We start from the raw sequence: 17294 nt of genomic DNA, 5'->3' as shown, positions 1-17294 counted from the left end.
AATCAGGAGGACCGTCGAGTCCCGGCCGACGGCCTGCTCACCTGCGCGCGTCGCGCGAGTGACGTCAGGCCGCGATGACTCGCGGCACTCCGACGGCCTTGAGCCCTTCCACGCCGAATTCCAGACCGTAGCCGGAACCCTTGACACCTCCGAACGGCACCATCGGGTGCACCGTCCCGTGCTTGTTGATCCAGACCGTGCCGGCCTCGATGCGCGTCGCGACCTGTTTGGCCCGCTCGACGTCGCTCGACCAGACCGACGCGCCGAGCCCGACGTCGAGGGCGTTGGCCTGGGTGATCGCCTCGTCGAGGTCGGTGTAGGCGATGATCGGCAGCGCCGGTCCGAACTGCTCGTCCACGACGAGCGGAGCGTCGAGTGGCAGGCCGGTGACGAGCGTCGCCGGGTAGAAGTGGCCGGGCGCGTCCCGGTCGGGAGCGCCACCCATGACCAGGCGTCCGCCCGCGGCCCTGGCCTGCTCGACGAGGTTGTCGACGATGCGGAACTGGTCGGCGGTGGTGAGCGGGCCGAGCATGCTGTCCTCGCTGACTCCCCGCCCCATGGGCATCCGGGCGGCCACTTCGGCGAGCGCGTCGACGACGTCGTCGTGAATGGCCTGGTGCACGTACAGACGTTTCAGCGCCGCGCACGTCTGCCCCGTGTTGATGAAGGCCCCCCAGAAGAGATCCTCGGCGATGGCGGCCGGATCCGCGTCGGGAAGCACGATGCCCGGGTCGTTGCCGCCGAGTTCGAGCGTGAGCCGCGGCAGGTTTCCTGCGCTCGAGGTGGCGATCGCCCTTCCCGTGCGGGTCGAGCCGGTGAACGTGATCTTATCGAACGCCGGATGCGCCGCCATCGCGGCACCGAGGTCGCCGTCCCCGGGCAGCACCGTCAGCGCGCCGTCGGGAAGCACCTGGTTCACGATCGCGGCGAGCGCGAGCACCGAAAGCGGAGTGTGCTCGGACGGCTTCATGACCACGGTGTTGCCCATGCGCAGCGCGGGCGCGAACTGCCAGGTGGCGATTAGCGCCGGCCAGTTCCAGGGCCCGATGGCGCCGACAACGCCCGCGGCGCGGTAGCTGAGTGTCGCCTGGCCGGATTCGTCGTCGAGCACCCGCTCGGGTTCGAGCGGGGTGGCGGCAGCGGTGCGGAGCCAGGCGGAAACCCCGCCCGCCTCGAAGCGGCTGCCCGGGCCGTTGAGTGGCTTGCCCTGCTCGCGGGAGATGAGGTGTGCGAGCGCCTCGGCGGACCGGTCGACGGCGTCGGCCGCGGCGTTCAGCAGCCGGGAGCGCTCCTCGTGGCCGAGCGCCTCCCAGGCGGGCTGTGCCGCGCGGGTAGCCGCGACGGCCCGCTCGAGGTCGTCGGTGCCGCGTTCCGGCGCCCGGCCGATCACCTCGTCCGTGGCGGGGTCGGTCACCGGCCGGCCGCCGTCCGGCGTCGTCACGGCAGCCAGCAGGTTCTCGTAGCTCTCCATGTCCTCACCTCTGTGTTGTTCACAACGCGCGATCGATTCTCTGGTGAGTCCGAGCGGGCGCGTTTGTGTGTGCGTGCACGGGACCCCGCGCAAACGTGCACGACTCACGCGGGGAAGGCCGATCGCGCGGAATAACCGAAGTCCGTGGTCAGCGCCGCTCCGTGGATTCCCGCGGCACGCGGGGACGCGAGGAACAGCACGTGCTCGGCGATGTCCCCGGGCCGGTGTACGGGGTAGTCGACGCCGGTGAAGTCACGGCGCTGGAGGTCACCCCGGCTCATCGGCGTGTCGACGACGGAGGGACAGACGGCGTTGACGCGCACCTCGCCTGCCGTCTCCACCGAGAGCGCTCGCGCCAACTGGACCACGGCGGCCTTCGACGCGCAGTACGGGACCATCCCCGGGGCGGCGACGAGCGCAGAATCGCTCGCGACCAGCACCGCGGCGCCGTGGTGGGAGCGCCGCAGGGCCGGGAGGGTGTGTTTCAGCGTCAGGTACGCGCCCGTGACGTTCACGGCGAAGACCCGTTGCCAGTCGGCGAGGGAGACGTCCTCCAGCCGGCTGCCGACGGGCCCGGAGACCCCGGCGCAGGTGATGACGATGTCGATGCGACCGAGGCGTTGGAGTGTCGACTCGACGGCCGAGCGCATCGACGTCTCGTCCGTGACGTCCGCGGCGATGGCCAGTGCTCGGCCGCCCGGGAGGTCGCGCGAGCGGAGGGCGCTCGCCTGCTCCTGGGCGCCTTCGCCGTCGTGATCCAGCAGCACGGGCGTCGCGCCCCGGTCCGCCGCCAGGCCGGCGACCGCGGCGCCGATGCCGCTCGCGGCGCCGGTGACGAGGACGACGACGCCGCCGAGGTCTGGGGGAGTGGTGGTCACGGTGGACTCCATGCCTGTGGTGGTGTGCCGGCGCCGGCCAGCGGGCGGCCGTCAGCCGAACGCCAGGGTCGGCACGTCGACGATGTGTGCGCCGCCGTCCACCACGAGGGTCGCGCCATGGACGTACGTGGCGTCGGGCCCGAGCAGGAACGCCACCACGCCGGCGATCTCCTCCGGAGCAGCGGGCCGCCCGAGCGGCACGTCGCGCGTCACCGTGGCATAGGCGGACTCGACATCGGCCGCGCCGCCGCCATGGACGAGCACCTGCATCTCCTCGTCGGCCATCGGCGTGCGGACCCAGCCGGGACAGACAGCGTTGGCCCGCAAGCGGTGCCCGTAGTCGCGCGCGATCGACCGCACCAGCCCGAGCAGCGCGTGCTTGCCGATCGTGTATCCGGCCGTCTCCGGTGCCGCCCGCAGAGCCGAGAGCGAGGAGACGACCACGATGCTCCCGCCCGACTTCTCCAGCGGCCCGAGCGCCTCGCGGGCGGTGACGAACGCCGTCGTCAGATTCGCGTCCAGGCTCGAACGCCACGCCTCGTCACTGGTGCCGCCGACGGTGTCGTAGCCGTGCCCGCCTGCGTTCGCGACGACGCCGTCGAGGCTCCCGTAGCGCTCACCGATGTCCTCGACGACGCGGCTCATGGCGGCACCGTCCGTGGCGTCCGCGGGCATCGCGACGATGCGCGAGTGCGTCGACGCGACCTCCTCGAGCGGTTCCCGCCGTCGGCCGGAGACCACGACGTCGCCGCCGTCCTCGGCCAGTCGGGTGGCGATCGCGGCGCCGATCCCGGTACCGCCGCCGGTGACCAGGTAGGTGCTCACGGGTTCACCTCGGTGGTCGCGTGCCGGTCGGAGACGCGATCGAGATCCTGGTCGAGGAAGTCCCACACGTCCGGCTTCGACGAGCGCAGCCAGTACGCGACGGCGACGGCGACGGCGGCGGCGACCGGCAGCAGCCAGGGGAGCAGGGCGATGATCGGGCTGTCGCTGCCTGCGAGCTCGGGGAAGTTGCGGAACGCGAGGGTCGTGACGGTCCACAGTCCCAGTCCACCGAGGAGTGGCAGCACGAACGTCGAGAGCCAGCGCGGGTCCCGGACCCGCCGGAAGTGCACCACGATGGCGGTCGCGGCGATCGCCTGAAGCACGACGATCCCGAGTGTGCCGATACCGGTGAAGGCCGCGACGAGATTCGCGATCGGGTCGACACCGGCGATCGCGTACGCCATCGCGACGAGCGTCGCGAAGACGAGCTGCGTGGTGGAGGCGACGACGGGCGCTCCGCTCGTGCGGCGGGTGTGCGCCAGCGGCCGTGGCAGCACGCCGACCCGGCCGAGTGCGTACAGGTAGCGGGTCGCGGAGTTGTGCAGCGCGAGCAGTGCCGCGAAGAGGCTGACCACGAGCAGCAACTGCATCACGTCGGTCAGGCCGCCACCGAGATACTCCGTCGAGACGGTGAAGACGAGGTCGCCGGCGGCGAGGTGCTCGAGCGCGACGTCACCGGCGTCCCGCACGCCGAGTGCGGAGACGATCGCCCAGGTGGTGACGGCGGCGAAGATGCCGATGAAGGTGATCGCCACATAGGTGGCGCGCGGAATGGTGCGCTTCGGGTCGCGTGCTTCCTCGCTGAACAGTCCGGTCGCCTCGAAGCCGACGAACGCGTTGGCGGCGAAGAGCAGCCCGAGCCCCACCGAACCCGCCATGAACACCTCGGGCAGGAACGGTTCGAACGAGTAACCCGTGGTGAAGAGAATGGCGATGTCGAGAACGATCAGGATCGAGACCTCGAGAACGAGGGCGACCCCGAGCACCTTCGCCGAGACGTCGATGCCGCTGCGCGTCAGCAGCCACACGCCCACGACCGAGGCCAGGCTCCAGAGCCACCACGGCAGATCCAGGCCGAAGACGTCGGCGAAGACGATCGAGGTGAAGAACCCGCTCGTGCCGACCGCCCCGGCGACGAAGCAGTTGTAGCCGACCATGGCCACGAAGGCGGCGACCAGGCCCGCTGTCCGTCCGAGGCCACGCACGACGTAGGCGTAGAACCCGCCGGCGTTCACCACGCGTTTGGCCATCTGGGCGTACCCGACGGCGAAGAGCAGGAAGACGGCGGTGGCGAGGAGGAACATCATCGGCGTCCCGCCACCGGCACCGACGGCGATGCCGATACCGCCGATGACGATGATGCCGGTCAGGGGTGCGACCGCGGCGAGGACGAGGAACACGACCCCCGGGACGCCGAGGTGCCCCTTGAGTCTCGTTTCTGGTGTGGAGGACAAAGGTCTGCTCCCTTGCCGATAGGACGCGGGTGGCGTCAGGTCGTGGTGACGTTGAGAATCTCGGCCCGCGCTCCGACGGGGAAGCTCACGATGGAACCGGCGTCGAACCCGTCATTGCCGAAGATCTTTCCGTCGGTGCGCATGCTGTCGAGATCGATGAGGATGAGGCCGAGTGTCGGGACGATCTTCTCTCGCCAGACGAAGAGGGTCAGCTGGTCCCGGATGGCGACGTGGTGGCACCGGTCCGTGTCCGCGAGGCCTTCCTCGACTCCACGCAAGCAGTGCCACGTGTACAGGTTCGGGGTGAGATAGACATGCTCGTACACCTCGCTCGGCGAGTACGTGTACTTGTTGCGCAGCCCGACGAGCGCGGTCGTCGGTGCGTGCGGATCGGCCGGCGGGCCGCCGATGCCGCCGTGGACGATGCGCGCGGCGACGCCGGTCGGCTCGTCGCCCCGCCGCACCCGGGTGTACGCGGACTCCGCCCTCGTCTCGGCGTCCGGGAGCCGGCCTTCGACAAGGGTGACGGCTCCGGTGTCGACGTCGAGGACGAACGTCGTGGAAACCTCGTCCGCGATGCCGTCGACCACGTAGATGCCGGGCCGGATCGAGGTGACACGGACGGGGACGTCGGTGTGGACGCCCCAGGATGCGGTGCCTTCGGCGATCCGTAGCGTCGTCGGCGCCTCGAAGTGCAGCGTGAACGTCTGCCCGGCGAGGTCGGCCGTCTCGTCGAGGATGTTCGCCTCTGGTGCGAATCCTTCGCCAAGGGCACCGACCGGGATGAACGACTCGCTCATCTGTCTCCTCGTCGTCGGGTGGTGCGGCCAGATCCGGGGACCGTAGGGATCCCTGCCGGAAGCGCCTAGGACACCAGCGCACGGCTCTTGTCTACGGCGGCACACCACCGCGGGTAGCGGTGCGGCGCACGACGGCGTCCGACGACAAGCGCGCTGCACTCCTGCGCAAGACGGTGGCACCTGCGGCGCGGACGATGCCTGGCTACGACGTCGGTGCGACGGCGAGCCGGAGGAGGGCAGGCCATGACGTATCAACGGAGGCCGCTGGGACGGCGGAGGTTCCTGCAAGCCGCAGGCGCCGGAGTCGCCCTGGGCGCGATGGGTGGCGTCGCCGGCGCGTCGGCGGAAACCACGGACGGTCGGGGATGGGGACATCGCAAGGCGGATGTGCTGCTGATCAACGGCAACATCCTGACGATGGCCGGGCTGTCCGCTCCTGCCGAGGCGATCGCGGTGCGCGGCGGTGTCGTGCAGTCGGTCGGCCGCACGAGGGACATGCGTCGCCTGAGAGGTTTCCGCACCGAGGTGATCGACCTACGTGGCCGCACGGTCCTCCCTGGCATCAACGACGCCCATTTCCATCCGCTCCGGCTCGGGACGAGCCAACCGCCCCTGACCCTCGATCTCAGCCGGCATGCGGTCGGTTCGATCGCCGAGATCCGCGACCTCGTCGCGGCGGCCGCCCGGTCCAGGCAACCCGGGGAGTGGATCCGTGGCTACGGCTGGGACCAGGGATACCTCGCGGAAGGGCGCTATCCCACGCGTGAGGACATCGACGACGTCTCGCGGGACAACCCCGCGTACCTGCGTGAGTGGTCGGGCCACGCGGCGTGGGTGAACACGGCGGCACTCGGGCTCGCCGGCATCACCCGGGACACCGAACCACCCCAGGGCGGCGAGATCGTCAAGGACGGCGACGGTGAACCGACCGGGATGCTGCTGGAGGGAGCAGCCGGTCTCGTCAACGCGGTCATGCCGGACTTCACCGAGGAGGAGAAGCGCCAGGGCCTGCGCGTGGCGGTGGACATCATGCACCGGCACGGCATCACCTCGGTGACGGATGCCGGCATCGACCTGGGATCGGTTCAGCGGTACCACGACATGCTGCGGTCGGGCGATATTCGTCAGCGCTGCACGATCATGATCGCCGCCTCCGGTGCCGGCGACCTGCGGGAGACGTTGCTGGCTGCCAGGGAGCTCGAGACCGATCCCGCGTGGTTGAACGTGAGCCAGGTGAAGATCTTCGCCGACGGCGTACCGACCCAGGCCAGGACGGCCTGGGTCTCCGAGCCGTACGTCGGCGGCGGCCACGGTGGACTCACGCTGCCGGGAAGCTCGGTGGAGGAGCAGCTCTCGGTCTTGAACGACTGGGTCATGACGGCGCACGAGCTGGGCTTCCAGGTGGGGACACACGCGACCGGCGACCGGACGATCCACGCGGCCGTCGACGCCTATCAGGCGGCCGTCGAACGGTTCGGCGGCGCGGGGCTGCGCCACTATGTCATCCACGGCGACCTGACGACGCCCGAAGACCTGCGGCGCATGGCCGCGCTCGGTTTCACGACGAGCTTCAACCCGCAGATCAAGCGTTCCCTCTCGCACCAGCTGGTCGACGTACTCGGCCGGGAGCGCACGGACTACCAGTGGCCGTACCGCACCGCACTCGATCTCGGCGTCTCGGTCGCCAGTGCCTCCGACGCGCCCGTGGTGGGCATGCCGGACTTCCGCGCTGGGCTGACGGCCATGCTGACGCGGAAGAGCCTGGCGACCGGCGAGGTGTTCGGTGCCGAGGAGATCATCGGCCTCGAGGAAGCCCTCGCCAGCTACACGACCGCGGGCGCCTGGCAGGACCACGCCGAGCGCTGGAAGGGCACGCTCGCGGAGGGCATGGTTGCCGACCTCGCCGTGTTCGACGGAGATCTGCTTCGGACTCCGCCCGAGGAGATCGTGGATCTGCCGGTCGCCATGACCGTCCTCGGCGGCGAGGTCGTCTACGACGCGTCGAACGGCACGCCTTCTTCGACTGCCTCCACCGCATCCGCGGCGAGTGGCCTCGCGAAGTACATGAGCACCGGCTGCTGCCACGGCTGAGCGCTCCGACGGAAGCTTCCGTTGTCGGCAGCGGGTCGTGAGTGTTGCGCCGGTCCCGAACCCGTGCCCGTGAAGGCGCGGCACTCACCACCGCTGGGTCACGTCGAGGTAGGCGTTCATGGTGCGGAGGGTGTGCGCGCGGGTTGCCTGCTCGATCTCGTCCGCCGACGCGCCACCGCGCAGGAGGTCGAGAACGTGCTCGTGCTCGTCGACCGAGGCGGCGGGCCGCGTGGGCAGGAAGGTGAAGCTGGAGCGGCGGATGAGCGACATGCGGTGCCATTCGCGGTCGAGCAGGTCGAGCAGGTGACGGTTGGGGCACGGTGCGCAGAGCAGCCGGTGGAACTGCTTGTTGAGCTCGGTGAACCGCACGGGGTTGAAGTCGGAGCCGTGCAGGGCACGCATGCGCTCGTTGAGCGCGGCGGCCTCGTCGAGGCGGGTGCTGTCCAGGTGCGGCGCCGCCAGCGCGGTCGCGGCGCCTTCGAGGTAGGCGAGCACCTGCATGGTGTCGGTGTAGTCGGCGGTGTCGATGCCGGTCACCTCGGCGCCGACGTTCTGGGTGAACGTCACTAGACCTTCGGCTTCGAGTCGCCGGATGGCTTCGCGCACCGGCACGGGGCTGACGGTGAACTCGCGGGCGAGCTGGTCGAGGACGAGCCGGTAACCCGCGCTGTAGCGTCCGGTGAGGATGCGTTCGCGCAGCTGCCGGTACACGGTCTCCGACTTCGACAGCGCGCGGGCACCAGCCGCGGCGGTGTCCGTCATGACGGTCCTCTCTCTACAGCTGGTTGCCGACCTTGAAACCCTCGGCCGTGTCGTCCTTGCGAGTGTAGGAGAAGCCGTCGGCGCCGATGGTCACGTCCATCTCCCTGGGTTGTTCGCGTTCGCGGAGCGGCACGGGTTCGCCGTCGAGGTCGAGCACGGTGGATGCGTCGGTGTACCAGCTGGGTACGACGGCGTGGCCCCACCAGTCACGGCGCTGGTTGTCGTGCACGTCCCAGGTGACGACGGGGTTGTCGGGGTCGCCGGTGTAGTAGTCCTGGGTGTAGATCTCGATGCGGTGGCCGTCGGGGTCGCGCAGGTAGAGGTAGAAGGCGTTGGACACGCCGTGCCTGCCGGGGCCACGTTCGATGGCGTCGGAACGGCGCAGGGCACCGAGCTTGTCGCAGATGTAGAGGATGTTGTGCTTCTCGTGGGTGGCGAAGGCGACGTGGTGCATCCGAGGTCCCGCGCCGCCGGTGAGGGCGGTGTCGTGGACGGTGTCCTTGCGGGCGAACCAGGCGGCGTAGGTGACGCCGTCGTCGTCGCGGATGTCCTCTGTGCGTTTGAAGCCGAGATCCTCCAGGTAGGTGGCGCCGGCCACGACGTCGGGGTAGACCTGGTTGAAATGGTCGAGCCGGACGATCGCGCCCGCGCCGTACAGCTCGTACTGCCAGGTCAGGCGCGGCACGTGCGCGACGTCGTAGAAGAACTCGTACGGGAAGCCGAGCGGGTCGAGCACACGCACGACCTCACCGATCCCGGTGCGGAACCCGGCGGGCTCGCGCCGGATTTCGCAACCCAGCGCGCGATAGTAGGCCTCGGCCGCGTCCAGTTCGCAGGGGTTTCGCACGCGGAAGCCGAACGCGGCGATCGCGGGCTCAGGACCCTTGCGCAGTACCAGGTTGTGGTGGATGAACTCCTCCAGCGCGCGCAGGTGGATCTCGTGACCGTTCTCCTCGGTCACGACCAGCCCGAGAACGTCCACATAGAACTCGCGGGACGCCGCGAGGTCGCTGACCACGAGCTCGAGGTAGGCGCAGCGCACGATGTCGGGCGGCGTGGCGGTCATCGGAGGCTCCTTGCTCCCGAGAAGAACGGGTCCTGATCGTTGTAGCCACCGGCGCCGAAGCGTGCGGTGTGCACGTCGCCGAGTGTGATGTGGACGGCCTGCTGCTCGGTGTAGAAGTCCAGGGAGCGGTAGCCGCCCTCGTGGCCGAGGCCGGAGGCCTTCACTCCGCCGAACGGCGAACGCAGGTCGCGGACGTTGTGGGAGTTGATCCACACCATGCCCGCCTCGATCCGGTCGGCCACCTTGTGCGCCCGCCGTAGGTCGTTCGTCCACACGTATCCGGCGAGTCCGTACTGGACGTCGTTGGCGAGGTCGACCGCCTCGTCGTCGGTGTCGAACGGCGTGATGGCGACGACGGGCCCGAAGATCTCCTCCTGGAAGATCCGTGCCGTGCGGGGCACGTCGGCGAACACGGTGGGGGAGAGGTAGTTGCCGTCGGGCAGATGCTCCGGTCGCCCGCCGCCGGCGACGAGCCTGGCCTCGCTCTTGCCGGTCTCGACGTAGCCCAGGACGCGCTGGTGGTGCTCCGGATGTACGAGGGCGCCCACCTCGGTCGCCGGATCGGCCGGGTCACCGACCTTGATGTTGGCCGCGCGCTCGGCGTAGCGGGCCACGAACTCGTCGTAGACGGACCGCTCGACGAGGATGCGGGAGGAGGCGGTGCAGCGCTCGCCGTTGAGGGAGAACACACCGAACAGGGTCGAGTCCAGCGCCGCATCGAGGTCCGCGTCGGCGAAGACGAGCGCGGGGGACTTGCCACCCAGCTCCATCGAGAGGCCCTTGAGGCCGTCGGAGGCGTTCGCGAAGATCAGTTTCCCGGTGCTGGTCTCGCCGGTGAACGAGATCAGGTCGACGTCGGGATGCTTGACCAGCGCGTCACCCGCGACCTCGCCGATGCCGTTGACCAGGTTGAACACCCCGTCGGGCAGCCCGGCTTCGGAGAAGATCCGGGCCCACAGGGAGGCCGACAGCGGCGTGAACTCCGCGGGCTTGAGCACGACGGTGCAGCCGCCGGCCAGTGCGGGGGCGAGCTTCCACGACTCCAGCATGAACGGCGTGTTCCACGGCGTGATCAGCCCGGCCACGCCGACCGGCTTGCGGTTGACGTAGTTGAGCTGCATGCCCGGCACCTTGTATGCGTCGTCCGACTGGGCCACGACCAGGTCGGCGAAGAACCGGAAGTTCTCCGCGGCGCGGCGGGCCTGCCCTTTCGCCTGGGTGACTGGCAGCCCGGTGTCGAAAGACTCCATGGTGGACAGTTCCTCGTCGATCGACTCGACAGCGTCGGCGATCCGGTTGAGGATCCGGGCGCGCTCGCGGTTCTTCATCCTCGGCCACGGGCCGGTGGTGAAGGCGCTCCGCGCGGCCGCGACGGCGGCATCGATGTCCGCCCTCCCGCCGGCGGCAGCCCGGGTGTAGACCTCGTTGGTGGCGGGCGCGAGCACGTCGAACGTCGCGCCGTCGGCGGAGCCGGTGCGCTCGCCGTCGATGTAGTGCGGAATCGGGTCGGGGATGTTCACGTGAGGCTCCTCGCCGGGACGGGAGTGAGGTACTGCTCGGCCTCGGCGGCCAGCGCGCGCACGGTGTGCTGGCCCTGCTCGGTCAGCGGGATCAGCGGCGGCCGGACGTGGCCCGAGCGGATCAGGCCGCGACGGGCCATCAACCATTTCGCCGGTGCCGGGTTGGTCTCGGTGAACAGCAGGTCGACCAGCGGGTGCACGCCGTAGTGCAGCTCGCGGGCCCGGTCCCAGTCACCGGCGACGGCCGCCTCGTAGGTCTGGGCGACGGTGGCCGGTGCGATGTTCGACAGTGCGGAGATGAAGCCGATCCCGCCGAGCGCGATCAGCGGCAGGCACAGCAGCTCGATCCCCGACCACATCAGGACGTCTCGCCCGCAGGCGTGCATGACGCGGGAGAAGTGCTCGAAGTCCTTGGTGGTCTCCTTGATGCCCACGATGTTGTCGTGGTCGCGGTACAGCCGGGCGAACGTCTGCGGCGCCAGCTCGACCGCGGTGCGCACCGGCACGTTGTAGGCGACGATCGGGAGGTCCGGGAACTCGCGGGCGACCGTGGAGTACCACGTGTAGAGCGCCTCCTGCGTGGGGCGCGCGTAGTACGGCGTGACGATCAGGACGGCGTCCGCACCCGCGTCGGCGGCGACGCCGGTGAGCTCCAGCGTTTCGTCGAGCTTCGCCGAGCCCGTGCCGGGCAGGAACGGCACCTCGTCGGCGACCTCCGCGGCGACGAGCCGGATCGTCTCGGCGCGCTCGGCGAGCGTCTGCGCCGACGGCTCCCCGGTCGACCCGCCGATCGAGATCCCCCGCGAGCCGTTGGCGAGCTGCCAGCGCACCATCGTTCGCAGCGACTCGTGGTCCACGGCTCCATCGTCGGTGAAGGGGGTGAACAGGGGTGCGATCGCGCCCCTGATGCGGGACGGGTCGGATCGGAATCGCATCGGTCTTCCTCTCAATCCTGTCAGTCCTGCGCCTCGTACCGCTGCCGCCACCGCGTGGTCAGCGGGTACAGGCCGTGCACGGGCTCGCCTTGCCGGACCATCTCGGCGATGAACGCCTCTTCCTTCTCCTGGATCTCGGCCGCCTCCAGCACCTCACGCACGAGACCGGGCGGGATGACGAGCGCGCCGTCGTCGTCGGCCACGATCACGTCTCCCGGCGCAACGGTGGCCCCGCCGCACGCGATCGTCGTGTCCGTCTCCCACGGCACATGCCTGCGCCCGAGCACCGCCGGATGGTGCCCCGCGCAGAACACCGGCAGGCCGGTCGAGGCGACGGCGGCGGCGTCGCGTACCGCGCCGTCGGTGACCACTCCCGCGGCGCCGCGGACCTCGGCCCGCAGCGCGAGGATGTCGCCGAGCGTGCCCGCGTTCGCGTCGCCCCTCGCGTCCATGACCAGCACCTCGCCCGGACCGACGGTGTCGAACGCCTGCTTCTGCGCGTTGAAGCCGCCGCCCCGCTCGGCGAAGAGATCCTTGCGATACGGCACGAACCGCAGCGTCCGCGCGAGGCCGACCAGGCGCCGGCCCGGCACCAGCGGCCGGACCCCGTCGATGGAGACCTCGTCGAACCCCCGCCTGCGCAGCTGCACCGACAGCGTCGCCACCGCCACCGCCGCCAGTCGCTCCCGGATCTCCGCGGTGAGTACCGGTTCCGGCGCGCGGTCCCACGCGTCGGCGCGTTGCGCCTCGTCCACCTTCGGCGGACTGCCCCACGAGGCCAGCGCCGGGCCCGCGACCACGTCGGTGGCCAGGCGTCCCGAAGTGAGCGCCGGGTCGTCGAGGGAAAACACCTCCACCTCCAACCGCTGCCCCGGCTCGGTGACCGACGCGCCCGCAGGCGTTCCGGTGAGCACGACATCGCCCGGTTCGAGCGTCATCACGCGGGAGAGGTCGGCCAGCATCAGCCCGAACGGGAAGATCAGGCCCGCGCTGCTGTCGTCCTGGACGAGCACCCCGTCCAGCCACGTGCGGATGCCGATCCGCCCCGGATCGAGCCGCCCGGCCGGGATCAGGCCCGGGCCCAGCGGCGTGAAGCCGTCACCGCCCTTCGACCGCACATTGGAGCCTCGATCGGCGTAGCGCAGGTCGTGCAGGCCGAGATCGTTGGCCGCGGTGACCCAGCCGACGTGCGCCCACGCCTCGTCCGGGGTCACGTCGCGTGCGGCCTCGCCGACCACCAGCGCGATCTCGCCTTCGAAACCCAGAAGTTCCGTGCCGTCCGGCCGGGTTACCGCGCCCGGTCCGGTGACCGACGAGCCGGTTTTGAGGAAGTACGACGGATGCGCAGGCGTTCGACCGCGCTGTGCGGCTCGCGAGCTGTAGCTGAGGTGGACGGCGATCACCTTGCCCGGCCGGTGACCGAGTAGTCCGGTGATCGGGTCGCTGCTCACCAGGGTGCCCCCATATCAGTGACGATATCGTATATGATTGCCCGGCCGGAAGTATCACGTCAAGCCGCGGCTGTCTTGAGGCTGAAGCCGGGCGCCGTGACGTCGGAGGCTGTCAGGGCGGCGCCACGGCTGAGCAGCCTGCGGGCGGCCTGGTAGTCGGCGGGCCGGTTGACGGCCTCGAGGGCGACCAGGCGGCCGTTCCGGAACGCGGCGACGGAGAACCGGCCGCTGTCCGGGTCGCCGAGCAGTGCCGTCTCGTCATGCCGGTGCGTGAGTCCGGCGATCTGCAGCCGCAGTCCTTTCTGGTCGCTCCAGAACCAGGGCAGAGCCTGGTACGGGCACCGTCCTGGTGCGACGATCTCGCGCGCGACGTGCGCGGCCTGCCCGGTCGCGTTCTGCACCGACTCCAGGCGCAGGAGCGTCCCCGCGTGAGTGCTGGGGAAGCGCGCGCAGTCGCCGATGGCGAAGACTCGTTCGTCGGCCGTGCGCAGCGTCTCGTCCACGAGGATGCCGTCGCCCGTCGGGAGGCCGGCGCGCGCGGCGAGTTCGGTGTCGGGTGTGACGCCGGCGCCGACGACCACGAGATCGGCGGGATGATTCCGCCCGTCGGTGGCGCGAACGGCCGTGACGCGGCCGCGGACACCGAGGAACTCCGCAGCCGCGACGCCGAGCCGGACCTCGACGCCACGTGCTCGGTGCGACTCGGCGAAGAACCGCGATACCGGGCTGGTGACGGCCCGGCCCATGAGCCGGTCGGCGCCTTCCAGCAGGGTCGTGGTGATCCCGTCGCGGGCGACGGCGGCGGCGAACTCGAGCCCGATGAACCCGCCGCCGACGACCACGACATGGCGTGCGGTGCCGATGCGCCGCGCGAGCTCGCGGGCGTGGGCCAGCGATCGCAGCGGCAGCACCCCGTCCAGGGACTTCCCGGGCACGCCCAGCGTGCGGGGCCGCGCCCCGGTGGCCAGCACCAGGTGTTCCCACGCGATCCGCGTGCCGCTCGCGAGCTGCACGCACGCGGTCGCCAGGTCGATGCCGGTGGCCCGCTCACCCGTGAGGAGGTCGATGGACTCGGACGGGTAGAACGACTCCGGCCGAAGCTGGATGGCCTCTTCGGTGGCTGCGCCCAGGAGAAACGCCTTCGACAGTGGCGGTCGCTGGTAGGGGAGCGCAGGCTCGTCGCCGATCAGCACGATCCGCTCGGCGTAACCCGCCTGGCGCAGCGATACGGCGAGGTGCACGCCGGCCTGGCCCGCGCCGACGATCACGGTGCTCACACCTGCTCCCGCGGCACCCGCACGGCCAGCCCCTCCATGGCCTCGGTGATCGGCAGCTGGCAGCTGAGCCTGCTGCCGTCCTCGCGGGCGCCGGCGGTGCAGTCGAGCATCTCGTCCTCGTCGTCGCCGACCGCGGGCAGCCGGTCCGAATCGGACGGATCGGTGTAGACGTGGCAGGTCGCGCACATCGCGTTGCCGCCGCATTCCGCGACGATGCCCTGTACTCCGGCCGCGAGCGCGGCCCGCATCACGGTGGTGCCGGCGTCCACGTCGAGCGCGGTCTCCGTGCCGTCCGGTTGCACGTACACGATCTTGGGCATGGTCTCCGGCTCCTCACACGTCCCAGCGGGCGGGCAGGTTCAGCAGGCCGCGGAACACCCAGCCGCCCCAGCGAACGGGCTCGGCGCCGGACAAGCGGAGACCGGGGAGCCTGCGGAACAGGGTCGGCAGTGCCACCGCGCCGACCTGCGCACGGGCCGTCCACGTGCCGAGGCAGAAGTGCGGCCCGCCGCCGAAGGCCAGATGGACCCGGCCGGTGCGGTCGATGTCGAACGTGTCGGGGTTGTCGAACACGGACTCGTCGCGGTTGGCCGAGGCGAGCACGATGCCGAGCTTCGCCCCGGCCGGAAGGACGGTGCCGCCGAGCTCGGTCTCCATTGTGGTCTGTCGCGGGTACATGCCGATCGGCGCCACCCAGCGCACCGTCTCCTCGAACACGTCCTTGAACCGGGAGGGGTCGGCCTCGACCCGGGCTCGCTGCTCGGGGTGGGTCAGCAGGGCATAGGTGCCGACCGTCGTGGCATCGCGCGGCTCGTTCAGGCCACCGCCGATGAACAGCTTGATGTTGTCGCGGATCTGCCGCGGAGTGAGGGGATCCTCGGCATGCAGCATCGCCGAGATCACCGAGTCGTCCGGGTGCGCGGACAGCCGCTCGATGGCGGCGTCGACGGCTCGTTCCACACCTCGCGCCGCGGATTCGGCGCGCTGCCAGACGACCGGGTCGTCGGCGTAGTTGCCCGTTCCGTCCATCATGGCCTGCGACCAGGTCTGCAGATCCTGCGCGGGCACGTCGGCCAGGCCGAGTACCGCCGCCAGGCATTTCGCGGCCATCGGTGCGGCGAACTCGGTGAAGAGGTCGGCCTCGCCGCGATCGCGGAAGCCGTCGATCAGCTCGTCGGCGATGCGCTGGAACGCTGGCGTCCACCGCTGTTTGACCATCCGCGGCCGCAGCGCCGGCTCCGCGGCCTTGCGTTCGCGGAGGTGGTCCGCGCCGTCCTGACGCAGCATTGTCAGACCCATCACCCGGATCATCAGCGAGTGCGTCTCGGCGGCGCTGAAGATCTCCGGGTGCTTCTCCAGGTAGGCGATGTCGGAATGTCGCGTGAGGAGGTACCGGTTCGCGGCGGGGACCCAGGCGACCGGCTGGTTCTCGCGGAGTGTGCGGTAGATCGGGTAGGGGTCCGACCACAGCTCGTCGAGCTGGATCGTGCGGGCGAAGTCGTCGATGACCTGGGCCATGGTGGTGCCTTCCCGGATCAGGAGGGGCTGTGGTGGCTCCAGCCTGACCCGGAGCGCCCACCGGGGAAAAGCACAGGTATCCGGCCAGGCACCTCAGGAAAACTCATAAGAGGCCGCGGATGGGGTCTCGGGTCGTGAGTGCGTAACAGTGTTCTAACTCGCGTGCGCACTCACGAGAGGTGACCAGGCACAATGCCGGGCCTGCCCTGGGGCAGGGACAGGCTCTAAGTGGCCCTACGCCGCGTCGTCGGCGAACTCCTCCTGGCAGAAGGCGAGGAACTCGGCCGAGCGACGGGCGAGGCGCGTGTGCCGGGGCCACGCGAGCAGGACGGACACCTCGTAGCCGGACAGCTCGGCGATTGCCTTGTACACCACGGGCAGTCCCTCGTAGGTCCGGTCGTTGGCCGGGCGCTGGATCAGCATCGCGTAGCCGAGGCCGCGGCCGACCAGAGCCCTCGCGGTCTCGAAGTTGCTCGTGCGGTGCCGCACCAGCGGCTTGACCCCGGCGTCGGCGCACAATCGCAGCGTGTGGTGCGAGCTCGGCGGCGCGTCCAGCAAGACCATCGGCTCGCCGGCGAGGTCGTGCAGGGCGACCTCGGGGTCGGCGGCCAGGCGGTGGTCGGCGGGCAGCAGCACGTGCGGCCGCCGCCGATACAGCTCCACCTGGGCGATCTCGGGTTGGATCTCCATGTCGTAGAGCACGGCGAGATCGAGCTCGCCTGCCAGCAGGAGCCGCTGCAGGGCGTCCTGCGTGCCCTCGGTGAAGTCGATCTCGACCCGAGGGTGCCGGGCGTCGAAGCCGTGCAGGAGCCGGGGCAGCACCGTCGGGGCGAGCGTGAGATAGCAGCCGAGCGCGAGGCTGCCGGCCAGCTCCCCCGCGTCGCTCCCGCTCTCCACCTCGAGCTCCGCCGCCTGCCTCAGCAGCGCCCTGGCCTGCTGCAACGCTTGGGCTCCGGTAGGGGTGAGCGTGATGCCGTGCGCCTTGCGCCGCACACACAGCTGGGCTTTCAAGGCGCGCTCGAGCTCGTTCAGCGCCAGTGACACCGCTGACTGTGACACGTGCAGCCGGCTCGCCGCCCCGCTGATCGTGCCCTCCTCCGCGGCGGCGACGAAGTACCAGAGCTGCCGGAGTGAGAACCCCGGGAGCTTGCTCAGTTTTTCCACGGTAGCTCCCCAGAATTCTGTTCTTTACCTGAGGTTCTGTACCCGCTCACTGTAGACCGCGTCGAACTCCCCGGCGTTGAGG

At 70.3% G+C, this 17294-nt stretch carries 15 protein-coding genes; 1 reads left to right on the top strand and 14 read right to left on the bottom strand.

All coding sequences use genetic code 11. The features are described 5' to 3' along the window. Nucleotides 1-64: 64 nt before the first annotated feature. The 5 genes from JAP66_RS21855 to JAP66_RS21835 all read right to left on the bottom strand — a co-directional run bounded on the left by JAP66_RS21855 (nucleotide 65) and on the right by JAP66_RS21835 (nucleotide 5428). Nucleotides 65-1471, bottom strand: coding sequence for an aldehyde dehydrogenase family protein (locus tag JAP66_RS21855; RefSeq protein WP_199433693.1), 1407 nt, complete (start codon nucleotides 1469-1471; stop codon nucleotides 65-67). A gap of 104 nt (nucleotides 1472-1575) precedes the next feature. Further along, nucleotides 1576-2349, bottom strand: coding sequence for an SDR family NAD(P)-dependent oxidoreductase (locus tag JAP66_RS21850; protein WP_307849670.1), 774 nt, complete (start codon nucleotides 2347-2349; stop codon nucleotides 1576-1578). Nucleotides 2350-2400: 51 nt separating this feature from the next. After that, nucleotides 2401-3174 carry an SDR family NAD(P)-dependent oxidoreductase gene (locus tag JAP66_RS21845; protein WP_199433691.1) on the bottom strand — a complete coding sequence of 258 codons (774 nt, stop codon included), beginning with the start codon at nucleotides 3172-3174 and terminating at the stop codon, nucleotides 2401-2403. Continuing rightward, nucleotides 3171-4628, bottom strand: a complete 1458-nt coding sequence (locus JAP66_RS21840) for an APC family permease (RefSeq protein ID WP_199433690.1) — start codon at nucleotides 4626-4628, stop codon at nucleotides 3171-3173. Before JAP66_RS21840 ends, JAP66_RS21845 begins: the two co-directional genes overlap by 4 nt. A 35-nt stretch (nucleotides 4629-4663) precedes the next feature. Then, entirely contained in the window at nucleotides 4664-5428 is a 765-nt protein-coding gene (locus JAP66_RS21835) for a MoaF C-terminal domain-containing protein (RefSeq protein WP_199433689.1), read from the bottom strand. Nucleotides 5429-5671: 243 nt separating this feature from the next. Here JAP66_RS21835 and JAP66_RS21830 point away from each other — a divergent pair, with 243 nt between their 5' ends. Next, complete coding sequence (locus tag JAP66_RS21830) at nucleotides 5672-7519, top strand: amidohydrolase (RefSeq protein ID WP_199433688.1); 1848 nt, start codon at nucleotides 5672-5674, stop codon at nucleotides 7517-7519. Between the two features lie 84 nt (nucleotides 7520-7603). On the opposite strand, the gene JAP66_RS21825 is transcribed toward JAP66_RS21830, so the two are convergent. The 9 genes from JAP66_RS21825 to JAP66_RS21785 all read right to left on the bottom strand — a co-directional run bounded on the left by JAP66_RS21825 (nucleotide 7604) and on the right by JAP66_RS21785 (nucleotide 17212). Then, entirely contained in the window at nucleotides 7604-8281 is a 678-nt protein-coding gene (locus tag JAP66_RS21825; protein ID WP_199433687.1) for a GntR family transcriptional regulator, read from the bottom strand. A gap of 13 nt (nucleotides 8282-8294) precedes the next feature. Continuing rightward, a complete protein-coding gene (hpaD, locus tag JAP66_RS21820; RefSeq protein ID WP_199433686.1) occupies nucleotides 8295-9347 on the bottom strand; it encodes a 3,4-dihydroxyphenylacetate 2,3-dioxygenase in 1053 nt (350 codons plus the stop codon). Beyond that, entirely contained in the window at nucleotides 9344-10867 is a 1524-nt protein-coding gene (hpaE, locus tag JAP66_RS21815; RefSeq protein WP_199433685.1) for a 5-carboxymethyl-2-hydroxymuconate semialdehyde dehydrogenase, read from the bottom strand. The genes hpaD and hpaE overlap by 4 nt, the downstream gene beginning before the upstream one ends. Continuing rightward, complete coding sequence (gene dapA, locus JAP66_RS21810) at nucleotides 10864-11802, bottom strand: 4-hydroxy-tetrahydrodipicolinate synthase (protein WP_199433684.1); 939 nt, start codon at nucleotides 11800-11802, stop codon at nucleotides 10864-10866. Before dapA ends, hpaE begins: the two co-directional genes overlap by 4 nt. Before the next feature lie 20 nt (nucleotides 11803-11822). Continuing rightward, nucleotides 11823-13253: a fumarylacetoacetate hydrolase family protein gene (locus tag JAP66_RS21805; RefSeq protein WP_199433683.1), complete on the bottom strand. Its 1431-nt coding sequence runs from the start codon at nucleotides 13251-13253 to the stop codon at nucleotides 11823-11825. Nucleotides 13254-13312: 59 nt separating this feature from the next. Then, nucleotides 13313-14530 carry an NAD(P)/FAD-dependent oxidoreductase gene (locus tag JAP66_RS21800; protein WP_199433682.1) on the bottom strand — a complete coding sequence of 406 codons (1218 nt, stop codon included), beginning with the start codon at nucleotides 14528-14530 and terminating at the stop codon, nucleotides 13313-13315. Continuing rightward, nucleotides 14527-14850, bottom strand: coding sequence for a 2Fe-2S iron-sulfur cluster-binding protein (locus tag JAP66_RS21795; RefSeq protein WP_199433681.1), 324 nt, complete (start codon nucleotides 14848-14850; stop codon nucleotides 14527-14529). The genes JAP66_RS21800 and JAP66_RS21795 overlap by 4 nt, the downstream gene beginning before the upstream one ends. A 13-nt stretch (nucleotides 14851-14863) precedes the next feature. After that, nucleotides 14864-16048: a cytochrome P450 gene (locus JAP66_RS21790; protein ID WP_199433680.1), complete on the bottom strand. Its 1185-nt coding sequence runs from the start codon at nucleotides 16046-16048 to the stop codon at nucleotides 14864-14866. 234 nt (nucleotides 16049-16282) lie between these two features. Further along, nucleotides 16283-17212: a LysR substrate-binding domain-containing protein gene (locus JAP66_RS21785; RefSeq protein ID WP_199433679.1), complete on the bottom strand. Its 930-nt coding sequence runs from the start codon at nucleotides 17210-17212 to the stop codon at nucleotides 16283-16285. Between the last annotated feature and the right edge of the window lie 82 nt (nucleotides 17213-17294).

This window comes from Qaidamihabitans albus, assembly GCF_016464705.1.
Taxonomy (GTDB): domain Bacteria; phylum Actinomycetota; class Actinomycetes; order Mycobacteriales; family Pseudonocardiaceae; genus Qaidamihabitans; species Qaidamihabitans albus.
This window is presented reverse-complemented; position numbering and strand designations above follow the sequence as displayed.